The organism is Ureibacillus sinduriensis BLB-1 = JCM 15800 (genome assembly GCF_000772955.1).
GTDB lineage: Bacteria > Bacillota > Bacilli > Bacillales_A > Planococcaceae > Ureibacillus > Ureibacillus sinduriensis.
This window is the reverse complement of record NZ_JPVO01000050.1, coordinates 102,188-114,434: the sequence shown is the minus strand read 5'-3', so window position 1 is coordinate 114,434 and position 12,247 is coordinate 102,188. Positions and strand designations below refer to the sequence as shown.

11 protein-coding genes are annotated in these 12,247 nt (G+C 37.1%); 10 read left to right on the top strand and 1 reads right to left on the bottom strand.

Features of this window, described 5'->3' with window-relative positions; genetic code table 11:
• Positions 1–123: 123 nt before the first annotated feature.
• The 5 genes from abc-f (at position 124) to CD33_RS10215 (ending at position 5,590) form a co-directional block, all read left to right on the top strand.
• A complete protein-coding gene (gene abc-f / locus CD33_RS10235; protein ID WP_036200662.1) occupies positions 124–1,767 on the top strand; it encodes a ribosomal protection-like ABC-F family protein in 1,644 nt (547 codons plus the stop codon).
• 588 nt (positions 1,768–2,355) lie between these two features.
• The gene (locus CD33_RS10230) at positions 2,356–3,216 is read left to right on the top strand and encodes an EAL domain-containing protein (protein WP_036200570.1); all 861 of its coding nucleotides are present in this window, start codon (positions 2,356–2,358) and stop codon (positions 3,214–3,216) included.
• A gap of 37 nt (positions 3,217–3,253) precedes the next feature.
• On the top strand, positions 3,254–4,240 hold the full coding sequence (locus tag CD33_RS10225) for a GGDEF domain-containing protein (RefSeq protein ID WP_036200569.1): 987 nt from the start codon (positions 3,254–3,256) through the stop codon (positions 4,238–4,240).
• A gap of 275 nt (positions 4,241–4,515) precedes the next feature.
• Positions 4,516–4,779, top strand: a complete 264-nt coding sequence (locus CD33_RS10220) for a CD3324 family protein (protein ID WP_036200661.1) — start codon at positions 4,516–4,518, stop codon at positions 4,777–4,779.
• Between the two features lie 178 nt (positions 4,780–4,957).
• Entirely contained in the window at positions 4,958–5,590 is a 633-nt protein-coding gene (locus CD33_RS10215; protein WP_036200568.1) for a FusB/FusC family EF-G-binding protein, read from the top strand.
• Between the two features lie 41 nt (positions 5,591–5,631).
• Here CD33_RS10215 and CD33_RS10210 read toward each other — a convergent pair whose 3' ends face one another.
• Positions 5,632–6,402 (bottom strand): TSUP family transporter, encoded by a 771-nt coding sequence (locus tag CD33_RS10210; RefSeq protein ID WP_036200567.1) that lies wholly within the window; start codon positions 6,400–6,402, stop codon positions 5,632–5,634.
• 330 nt (positions 6,403–6,732) lie between these two features.
• Between CD33_RS10210 and CD33_RS10205 the strand changes: the two genes are divergently transcribed.
• From CD33_RS10205 to CD33_RS10185, 5 genes are all read left to right on the top strand, one after another.
• Complete coding sequence (locus CD33_RS10205; RefSeq protein ID WP_036200566.1) at positions 6,733–7,080, top strand: PadR family transcriptional regulator; 348 nt, start codon at positions 6,733–6,735, stop codon at positions 7,078–7,080.
• Positions 7,067–8,062: a hypothetical protein gene (locus CD33_RS10200; protein ID WP_036200564.1), complete on the top strand. Its 996-nt coding sequence runs from the start codon at positions 7,067–7,069 to the stop codon at positions 8,060–8,062. The genes CD33_RS10205 and CD33_RS10200 overlap by 14 nt, the downstream gene beginning before the upstream one ends.
• A 560-nt stretch (positions 8,063–8,622) precedes the next feature.
• The gene (locus tag CD33_RS10195; protein WP_036200660.1) at positions 8,623–10,257 is read left to right on the top strand and encodes a peptide ABC transporter substrate-binding protein; all 1,635 of its coding nucleotides are present in this window, start codon (positions 8,623–8,625) and stop codon (positions 10,255–10,257) included.
• Positions 10,258–10,380: 123 nt separating this feature from the next.
• Positions 10,381–11,310, top strand: coding sequence for an ABC transporter permease (locus tag CD33_RS10190; protein WP_036200563.1), 930 nt, complete (start codon positions 10,381–10,383; stop codon positions 11,308–11,310).
• A complete protein-coding gene (locus CD33_RS10185) occupies positions 11,310–12,245 on the top strand; it encodes an ABC transporter permease (RefSeq protein WP_036200562.1) in 936 nt (311 codons plus the stop codon). Before CD33_RS10190 ends, CD33_RS10185 begins: the two co-directional genes overlap by 1 nt.
• Positions 12,246–12,247: the final 2 nt, after the last annotated feature.

Sequence of the window (12,247 nt, the reverse complement as noted above, 5' to 3'; positions counted from 1 at the left end):
TAGGAAGGTACAAAACTTTTCTATCTGTAAAAAATGAGACTAATCCTTCCAAAATCTTTGGGGGGATTTTTATTTTCAGAAAAAATTAGAAATCCTCCCTCCAATGAAGGGATGCCGGTATTGATGCAAGAGCTTTTTAAATTGCAAAATATTAATTATGAAATTGTTGATCACACACTATTCAAAAGTGTAAACGGGACAGTGCATAATGGGGATGTAATTGGTATTATCGGCAAGAATGGTGCGGGGAAATCCACTTTACTGCAAATGATTACAGGAAATCTGCCAGTAATTAATGGAAAGATCAACTGGTTGCAGCAACATGTGTCGATCGAAATGGTTGAACAGGAATCAGAAGATTTTACGGCTAGGCATGTTGGGATAGAAGAAGCTGGCATGTTGGCGAAGTGGAAGGTTCCTTCAAATCAATATCATCATCTAAGTGGCGGGGAGAAGCTTAAAGCAAGACTGGCAAAAGGTTTGTCACAGAATGCACACCTTCTTCTCCTGGATGAGCCGACAAACCACCTTGATGAGCAATCTACAAAAGAACTAGTTGAGCACATCAAGCAGTATAAAGGAACAATAATTCTCGTCTCGCATGATCGATATTTTCTGGATGAAGTAGTGACAAAAATTTGGTCACTGGAAGATCAAAAGCTAATAGAGCATAAAGGTAATTACACGAGCTATATGAAGGTGCGCGAACAGAGAAGGCACACACAACAGAGAGACTACGAAAAACAGCAACAATTGATCCAAAAGATTGAGGGCCAATTAAATGAGCTAAACACCTGGTCCCAGAAAGCACACGCTGCCTCAACAAAGCAAGAAGGATTTAAAGAATACCATCGTGTAAAAGCAAAACGAACTGATGCCCAAATAAAGTCTAAAAGAAAACGTCTCGAAAAAGAATTGGAGCATTCAGAAGTTGAAGCTGTGAAGCCGGAATACGAGGTGAGATTTAATATAAATGCCAATGATAAGCGAGGAAAACGTGTATTAGAAGTAAATAACCTAAAAAAGATAATAAACAATCACGTTTTATTCGAAAATGTAAACTTTACTATCCAACACGGTGAAAAGGTGGCATTGATCGGACCGAATGGAAGCGGGAAGACGACACTCTTAAAAATCTTGATGGGAGAAGAAACATCAGATGGTGGCAGCGTCTGGATTTCCCCCTCGGCTAATATAGGCTATCTCACTCAAGAAGTATTTGATTTACCTCTGTCCAAAACACCGGAGGAGCTGTTTTTTCGGCCTACTTATGTAGAAAGAGGGAAAGTGCAAAGTTTAATGAAACACTTAGGCTTCGAAGCTTCAGCTTGGAAAGAACCCATCCAGAAAATGAGTATGGGGGAAAGAGTGAAGTGTAAGCTAATGGTATATATATTAGAAGAAAAAGACGTATTGATACTAGATGAACCGACCAACCATCTCGACCTTCCTACCCGTGAACAGCTAGAGAAGACTTTATCAAATTATGATGGTACATTATTGATTGTATCGCATGATCGCTATTTTCTGAAAAAGACAACGAGTAGTAGCTTGGAATTTAAAGATAGCAGAATTTATAAACAATTGAACGAAACGCCGTCCCAAATAGGTGCAAATAAAGAATTGCTCTTAAAGTTAGAAGCAGAAAGACAGGAAGTTCTTGGGAAGCTTAGTTTTATGACCGTTAAGGATTCACAGTATCCTGATTTGGATGCGAGATTTAATGGACTAACAAAGCAAATTAATCAGTTGAAGAAGGATTTATGATAAAAGAGCCCTAAAGGAATTTATAGTATTCCTTTGGGGCTTTTAGGATTGCTGAAAATTATGTATGGCAACTAATGTGAATCACATACTATCCTTACCATTGTTTATAAGGATAGGGAGAAGGTGATTAGATGTCACCGTTCTTTAAAAAAGAACGAAAAGTGCACAACCGAAAGTAAACGTACCAGATAGTGAAATATTAAGGAGAAGGGAAAAAAGAAGATATCATTAAATTTAGAAGAGAATATTGAAGAATTTAATCGAATATTTAAAAATGATATTGATTATCTTATAAGAAGATTTAACTTGCTTGGGGAGTGAGGTGAAAACGGAGGAGCGATGGAGAGAGGTCTATAAAGATAGATGTGGAAATAGAAGTTAAATTGAACGCTAAAATTAAACGTACAGGTATGGACTGGAAATGATAGCATTTATCCCTGAGATGTCGCAGAAGTTTATCACAAACTTATGCGACATTTTTATATAAGCCCAGCATGTTGCTTTACAAATGGTTAATAAAGGATTAATAGTACATTAACAAAAAAGGCTTATGATAGGTATTAATCCCCTTCATAACAAGGAGTAACTATGAATTCAGTATCATATACAAGAGAGCAATCTCTAAATTTATTTTCCTATATTAAATACTTGTTACATAAAAGACAAGATGATTTATTGTACTTTAAGAGATATAACGAGTTGAAAAAAATTATGCAAAATGAATCACTGGAAACTTTCTTTCAGCCAATTGTTAACTTGCAATCAGGTGAAACGTTTGGGTTTGAAGCATTAAATCGCCCGGGTCAATCTCAATTATTTCCTAATGTAGATCAGTTCTATGAATTTGTCGGTCAAACGGATAAGGTTTTTGAGTTTGAAAAGTTTTGCCGCAATCTATCCTTGCAAAGATATATAGCGGGACTAAGTGACAATCTCCTAGAACGGGAATTTATATTATTTATCAATATTCATCCACACGTATTACTGGATAAGAATTATCATAGCGGAGATACGCTACAGCAGTTATGTGAAATTGGCATACATCCGGAACAAGTTGTGTTTGAGTTAACGGAAAGAAGCGCCGTAACGGATTTTTTGGAATTTGAACGTGTATTATCCCATTATCGCTCTCAAGGCTACAGGATTGCGATAGATGATGTTGGTTCAGGATACAATAGTTTAAAGACTTTAATTTACCTAAAGCCAGAGTTTATTAAATTGGATCGATCACTCATCCACAATATCGACGAAAGCATTCCTAGCCAACAGTTAGTCTCACTAATCTATGAATATGCCGTACAATCGAACACAAAAGTCATTGCAGAGGGCATAGAGAGAGCAGAGGAAATTAAATATTTGAAAAAGCTTGGCATACATTATGCCCAAGGCTATGCATTGGGTAGACCGAACCGGGAAATTAAGCTTGGGGAATTTCCGAGCATGCTTTAGTAACTATGTAAAATCGATGCAAATAGGTGAGGAAATGATGACGAAAACAGATGAGGCAGTATCAAATATCGGACGGATTGTTAAAACAGTTCCTTCAATTTCTCCAACTTTGAAAAACAAGGAAGTAGACAAATTATTTACCGAGAATCCAGATTTACGTGGTATCGTAGTCGCGCATCATGAAAAACCAATTGCTCAAATTACAAGAACACATTTTTACCAAAAAATCGGAACATTATATGGATATAATTTATATATGGGAAGAGAAAGTCAATTACTAGCTAAGACAAGCCCCCTTATCGTTGATTTCCATCAGCCCATTACAGAGGTAAGTAAACTGGCTATGGAAAGGCAAGAGGAGGATTTATATGATGATGTTATCGTGACCAAGGATGACAGATTTATGGGTGTCGTTAGTATAAGGGCATTGTTAATGGAGTTCGTTGATATTCAAGTGCAATTCGCTAGTTTTCTAAATCCATTAAGTAAGTTGCCAGGAAATCACCTAATCGATCAAAAGTTATCGGAAATTTTATACTTAGAAAAATACAGTGTACTTTATTTCGACCTAGACTATTTTAAAACATACAATGATTTATATGGTTTTAATAAGGGGGATAAGGTCCTGTTGCATCTAACGGATATATTAAAAAGGAATATTACCCAAATAGGATACTTTCTGGGGCATATCGGAGGAGACGACTTTATGGCTATTCTCCCGGAGTATAAAGTAGATGCGATATGTGAAGAAATCATTAAAGAATTTGATGAAACGATTCCCGATTTCTATGAAGAGAAACATTTGAATGATCCCAATTTTAAAGTGAAGGGGAGATCTGGACATCAGGACGACTTTACGATAATGTTTTTATCAATCGCCGTATTAACAAATGAAAAACGGAAGTTTGAAAAAATAGAGGATATATCGAATGCAGTAGCCGCTATAAAACGGAATTGCAAGAAGATTAAACGAAGCTGTTATATAATCGATGAAACGGAATATTGCACCCCTACGCATCATTAAAATGAATCGGATGAAAGAGTTAGGTCACTTTTTCATTCGATTTTTTTATTGTCCAATGTATAATGGAACAAAATAGTTCTTTTCAAAGGAGTGATAAGATGGCTCAAAAATTTGTGCCGCTTAATGGAACTACTCATGCAAAGCCTATGAATAATATGGCGATACTTTGCATGGGGTTTTAAAAGAATTTTTATCGCCTTAAGTATTTAGCCGCTTTATTCATGTGTGCTTTGCCCTTCACTTTGAAAGCAAAAAGTAAAGGAGCGGAAGCTATGATGCGTTACGTTAATGCACATGATGTTTTACCGGAGGAGCTGCTGATGGAAATCCAAAAGTATGTACAGGGGGACTTGATTTATGTTCCAAAGCCCCAAAAAGAACGTATTCAGTGGGGTGCCTTATCCGGTGAAAGACAAAGACTACAAAAAAGAAATGAGCATATAAAAGAGCAATATCAAGATGGAATGCCCCTTTTGAAGTTGGCGGAGCAATATCATTTATCTATTGAAACGATTAAAAAAATAATATATAAGAAATGAGCTGGTGTAATGCCAGCTTTTTTCAATTGGTTAACGATCGGCTATATAAAATGAGCTCTAAGACAGGCCATAGCAATTTTGGGACAGTCGCTTCAAATGTATAGTTTAATTTTAAAAATACTTGGCAATTGCTGTTTCCTTTCCTTTTTTGTACCCTAGAAACTAAGGAGTGGATAATATGTATTTTATGACACCAGAACAGTTTCAATTTGTTAAAAAACAGGCAAAAAAAATCTTAAGCACATATACAACATCAAAAGATCTGAAAGTCATTCAAGCCATTCAGGCACTTGTCCAAGAAGAAATTGACGGCAAGCTCACTTTTGATGGAATTGAACAGCAGTTATTGCTGCAGCCCATCTTTCAAATACAAACAAAAGAGCAGATGGAGTTGTTTCTTAAGGACATCAAGCAGTATGTGGAACCGTTTATAAAGCCAACAGAATCAGAACTGAAAAAGCTATTTCCGAAAGATAAAAAATTAAAGCTGCCAAAACTCGGAGATTTTGACTGGCAAGAAACCTCTTATTTTAGTTGGTTCGATTCAGGTACAAACCGGAAATACATCGTCTATAGAGAAGGTGGAGTCCTAAAGGGTGTGCGGGGTACATTCAGCAATTCCGCTAAGGTGGGTATCTGCACCGTGTGTAACCAACATGCCAAGGTCGGCATGCTGTTAGTATCGAAAAAAGGGACAGATCTGGGGACTTATACGAAAAAGGGCAACTATATTTGTGAAGATAGTGCATCTTGCAATGAGGCCTTATCAGACATGGAGAAATTCACAAATTTCGTTAATAACTTAAACTGAAAAAAATCGAGGTGCGCTTCTATCGCAGTCTCGATTTTTTTCTAGTTGTTGAAATAATCATATGTGTTCTTGCCTAGTAGAAGCACGGTAACGACGATAAATAATATACGGACGTAGCCGCTACCTTGTTTGATCGCGAATTTTGAACCGCAAATGGCCCCGATGATTTGGGCCACACCCATTATGAGACCATAGGCAAAATTAATTTGACCTAAAAACAAGAACATCACCAATGCCCCAATATTACTGGCAAAATTTAAAAACTTCGCGTTTCCTGCAGCTTTCAAGAAATCAAAGCCAATCATTAAAAAGGCAAATATCAAAAACGAGCCTGTACCGGGACCTAGGAAGCCATCATAAAAACCTATAGCAGATACCAAAAATAAAAACCCTATATACTTCTTTGCATTTAGTTTCTTATAGGTTGAGATACTGCCCCAATCTTTTTTAAAGACTGTATAAACAGCCACAGCCGCTAACATAATGAGCATTAACGGTTTTAATAGATTGGGATCCATTAGATGGACAACCCATGCACCCAGCATCGAGGCGATAAAAACGAAGGGGAAGATTTTGGAAATCGGCTTTAATTCAATGTTTCCCGATCGGTAAAATGTAATGGTGCTCGTTAAAGAACCCATTGTTCCTGCAAGTTTGTTTGTTGCGACCGCCGCTGAGGGGCTTAAGCCAGTAAACATTAATGCGGGTAAAGAAATTAATCCCCCTCCGCCAACGACAGAATCAATAAATGCAGCTAAAAATCCAAAAATAAATAAAGTAACGATAAGAGAAGGATCTAAATCAATAAACATTCGCAGTAACTACCTTTCAGTGAACTAAGAGCTATAGATCTATATTTAAGTAATCGGGGAATAGCGATTCCTGCCATGGACGTTTTGATGTCAAAACAACCTGAGATTTTTATAGATTAATAGTTTTCATAAACATATTAGTCCTAAAAAAGGTGGTTTTCAAGGTGTCTCGGAAAATAAGTCATTGATCTCCTTGCTTTAAATAATGTTCAATGAAGGGGCTCTGGGAGTAACCTTTCAAAATAATTATTAATAATCAATATTATTGAACATATAATACTGTATGGTATATACTGTATTATACACAGTATAAAGTGAGGAGGTGGCCAATTGAGTCATTTACTGGATTCATTAAGTACCGAACTTAGAAGAGGGACATTGACTTTGGCAGTATTAAGTCAATTACAAACGCAACAATATGGATATTCTCTGGTCCAATCATTAGAAAAATCAGGTATCGTGATTGAACAAAGTACGTTATATCCGCTACTTCGCAGACTTGAGAAGCAAGAACTTGTAAAGAGTATGTGGGATACAACAGAATCCAGACCGAGGAAATATTACCTTTTAACCGACTATGGAACTGAGGTTTATGAACAACTAAAGGAAGAGTGGATAAAGAACTCAAAAGAGCTCTATAAATTATTGGAAGGGGATCAACGAGATGGATTTAATTGATGTTTATATTTACGAGGTTACACGAAGGCTGCCAATTAAAAATCGTGAAGATATTGGCCTTGAATTAAAGTCGACGATTGAAGACATGCTCCCGGATGGCTACACAGAAGAAGACGTGAAGGTTGCACTTGGCGAATTAGGAAACCCCGCAATTTTGGCAAGCGGCTATAATGAACGGCCAATGCACCTAATTGGCCCAAAATATTTTGATATCTATGTTTCGTTATTAAAGATGATCGTCCCTATCGCTGCAGTCATCTCTTTTATTGTTGTCCTAACAAAGTATATTGTGGAGTTTGATAAGGGAGATACCGTTCTAAATGTAGGAATAGTGGTATTAGGGGAAGGGATTTGGAGTGTAATTCATGTATTTATGCAAGTTTTCTTTTGGTTGACTTTAACTTTTGTCATTCTTGAAAGGACTGATCAAAGTAAAGATAAGCTTCCACGTACAATGAGCTTTAATAAATGGACCCCGGAAGACTTGGAGAATATCCCCTATGTACCAAAGGAAAGAATGATTACGAAAGGGTATGTATTTGCTAGTTTATTATGGACGTCGATCTGGGGCACGGTTTATTTTAATGCTGATCACTTGGTAGGGGTTTATAAAAATTCAGGTGGTGGACTAGAATTTATTATGCCGGCATTCAATCAGCATGTCATGGACTCTTTTGGACCGGTCATTATAGTCGTCCTTGGACTGGAGATTGTCTTTGCGCTAATCCTTTTTATTAATAATGAATGGACGAAGAAGTTGGCTATTCTCAATACGGTCCGTGAAACAGTGGGACTAATAGTATTGGCATTCCTTATAGTGAACCCTAATTTCTTCCACCCTGAATTTCTATCATATATGAGCGGTAATCTTGAAATGCCTGAGGGTCAAATCAGGAACTATGTTATTGGAGCAACATTAGTTCTGTATGCGGTATCTTCCATTATGAATTGTATAAGTGGCTTCAGAAAAGCAAATAGATAACGAAAAATGCATCTCAAAGTCGGGGTCCCTGTCGAAAAATTTAATCCGCTTTTCCCGATATTTATTAAAAAAAGAAGGGTATAATTTACCCTTCTTTTTTAAATATGCCACTTTTTACAATCCTTTCCTCCTACCTATTCTCTAAATTTTAAGTAAACTACTCATTTTATTTACAATAATTAATTATTCTACTCAAAGTATTTTCTTTGTGAGAAATAATGTTATTAACCATTTAGAATGGGAGATTGAGAATTTGAAAAAAGGAATCTTCCGTATAGCATATTGAAATGTAATGAAAGATAATCTAATGATCTGAAGGTTTTATATAATGGAATCAATAGTTTCCATCGATCCATACATAATAAGAATAGTATTACAGTTATATAGCATGTTAAGTTATTCTAAAATATTAAATTATTTAAATTTTCCTAGAAAAATGAATTTTTTGTTTATTTCGTAAATAATTTTTGCTATGATGAGAATTGTTACTCCTATTATCAGAAAATAGGGAAAAAACAAAAAGAGGGGGATTTGCATTGAAAAAGAGCAATTTATTTTTAATGCTAATGTTACTAGCTTTAACTCTAGTACTTGCAGCATGTAACTTCGGTGCTGAGGAAGAAAAACCAGCATCAGAAGATGGCAAAAAAGAAGGCACGGAAGAAACTACTGAAGGTGGGCCTAAGGAACTTAACTTAGTTGTAGCATCAGAACCACCATCAATGCATCCGCAATTGGCGACTGACAGCACATCAAATGCTGTATTAAAGAACGTATTTGAAGGATTAACAACTGTTAAAGACGGCGAAGTTATTGAAGCTGCTGCAGAAAAAGTAGATGTTAGTGAAGATGGCTTAGTTTATACATTCACTTTACGTGACGCAAAATGGTCAAATGGTGATACAGTAACAGCTGAAGACTTTGCATATGCTTGGACTTTTGCACTTACTCCTGAAAATGCATCCGAGTATGCTTCAATCCTTTACCCAATTAAAGGGGCACAAGCATTCAACTTAGGTGAAGGTTCTGCTGAAGACTTAGGAATTGAAGTAGTTGACGAAAAAACTTTAAAAGTAACTTTAGAAAACCCGACTCCTTACTTCTTGGAGTTAACAGCATTCAAAACTTACTACCCAATTCATAAAGCAACAGCTGAAGCAAACGATACTTGGTTTGCAGAAGCTGGTGACCAATACATTTCTAATGGACCATTCACTCTATCTGAATGGCAACATGGCGGTTCCATGACATTAGAAAAGAATGCAAACTACTGGGATGCTGACAATGTAGCTCTAGATACGGTTAATATCTCTATGGTTGAATCTGAAACTACTGCTGCAACAATGTTTGATAAAGGTGAAATCGACTTCTTGGGAGCACCATATCAATCTGTAGCATTAGACGTAATCGATCGCTATAAAGAAGAAGGTATTTTGAATATCTCTGACTATGCATCAATCTATGTTTATAAATTCAATACAACTGACGAAATAATGTCAAACGTGAACATCCGTAAAGCATTAACGCTTGCTATCGACCGTCAAGGTTTAATTGATAACATCACTAAAGGTGAGCAAACTCCAGCTACTGGTATGGTTCCAGCTGCTGTTAAAGGCTTCGAAGAAGATCGCGGATACATGAAAGACAATGATATCGAAGAAGCGAAAAAAGCACTTGAATTAGGTTTACAAGAACTTGGTTTAAGTGATGCAAGTGAATTAGATATTAAATTATCATTCAATACAAGTGAAGCGCACGCTGCTATCGCACAATTCATCCAAGAAGGATGGCGTACAAATCTAGGAATCGAAGTAACTCTAGATAATTCTGAGTGGCAAGTATACCTAGATAAATTATCTAACTTAGATTACCAAATCGCTCGTTTAGGTTGGATTGGTGACTATAATGACGCTTATACATTCTTAGAAATGTACAATTCAGCTGATAACGGCAACAACGATACTGGTTGGGAAAATGCAGAATACACAGCATTATTAGAACAATCAAATAAAGAACAAGATCCAGCTAAACGTCTTGAATTATTAAAACAAGCGGAAGCAATTATCATGTCTGAATACCCAGTAGCACCTATCTATTACTACACTAACCTTTCTGTTAAGAAAGATTATGTAGAAAATATGGAATTGGATGCTCTTGGTAACATCTATCTTAAATATGTAGATATTAAAAAATAATAAATAAAAGATTACTAACTTACCTAGGCTGCTTACGATCGAATAATCGATTCAAGCAGCCTTTTATAGTGTTGATATATGACTTTCATTCAATCTAGCGCAAACGAAAAAGGAGGTTTTATAGTGCTGAGATACATTTTTAAACGGTTGGTTTATATACTGATTGCCTTATTTATCATTATTACGGCAACATTCTTTTTGATGCAATTAGCACCTGGCAGCCCATTTGCTAGTGAACGTGATTTCCCGCCGCAAATAGAAGAACAATTGAATGCAAAATATGGATTGGACAACCCTTGGTATATTCAATATAAAGATTACTTGGTAGATACAGTTTCCTTTGACTTCGGAGAATCGATGAAATATAAGGGGCGCTCCACAAATGATATTATCTCCGAAAGTTTCCCAATTTCATTGACACTGGGGATCGAAGCGATGATTTTGTCGATAGGATTGGGGATATTCCTAGGAGTGATAGCAGCGCTGTATCATAATAAATTTCCGGATTACTTGGCTTCCACAATAGCAGTGCTTGGAATTTCTGTTCCTTCCTTTATACTGGCAGGACTTATGCAATATTTCTTGGCATATAAATTAGATCTTTTCCCAGTAAGCGGTTGGAAGGGGTTTAATTATAGCATTCTACCGGCACTTGCGATTGCCATTACACATGCCGGTTTCATTGCGAAGCTGACAAGATCCAGTATGCTCGAACAATCCAGCAGTGATTATGTGAAAATGGCTCGTTCAAAAGGACTTGGAAAGTGGACAATTGTAATTCGCCATACTTTAAGAAACGCACTGATGCCGGTTATTACATATTTGGGGCCGCTTACAGCTGGGGTAGTTACAGGAAGTTTCATCATCGAGCAAATCTTTGCGATTCCAGGACTGGGAAGACATTTTGTAACCAGTATTACAAACCGTGATTATACAGTGATCATGGGGACAACGGTGTTCTATTCAATTATTCTTTTATTTGCAGTACTGATAGTTGACATTTTATATAGTGTCATTGACCCGAGAATAAAATTGAAAGGAGCGAAAAAGTAATGGCTAAAAAAGAATGGCAGTTCGAGAAAATTGAGCCTGAGAAATTCAATATGGTCGGGATGAAACAAGATGAATCAGAAAAACTTGCAGATAAATCTGTTTCATTTTGGAGAGAAGTATTTTTGCGCTTTTCACAAAACAAACTAGCTATCTTTGGAATAATTGCCTTGGTAATTATCGCCTTACTAGCCATCTTCGTTCCTGTTTTTTCGCCATACAGCTATCGTGAGCAATTAGGTATCTATAATGCACCACCATCGGCAAGCCATTGGTTCGGTACGGATGATTTAGGGCGTGACGTCTTCGTTCGGGTGTGGCAGGGCGCGCGTATCTCCTTGTTTATTGGGATTACTGCTGCTGTCATCGACCTAATTATCGGTGTTTTATGGGGAAGCATTTCCGGCCTTGCAGGCGGAAGATTGGACAACATCATGATGCGTATTGCGGACGTTTTGTCGGCTGTCCCTTATTTACTTGTCGTGATTATTTTGTTAGTCGTGCTAGAGCCTGGGTTACTTCCCATGATTATTGCCCTGTCCATCACAGGATGGATTAATATGGCGAGAATCGTACGTGGGGAAGTGTTATCGATAAAAAACCAAGAGTATGTATTGGCGGCCCGTACGCTTGGAGCAAGTACGTGGCACTTGATCCGGAAACATTTGGTGCCGAATGCCTTGGGTGCAATATTGGTAACTATGACTTTAACAATTCCATCAGCCATATTCACAGAATCATTTTTAAGTTATTTAGGACTTGGTGTTCCAGCACCAACCGCGAGCTGGGGGACAATGGCTTCGGAGGGAAATAAAGCTTTAACCTCTGCACCATGGAGACTCTTTTTCCCAGCGTTCTTTATTTCATTAACGATCTTTGCATTTAATGCAGTAGGGGACGGATTGAGGGATGCCCTAGACCCTAAATTACGAAAATAGAG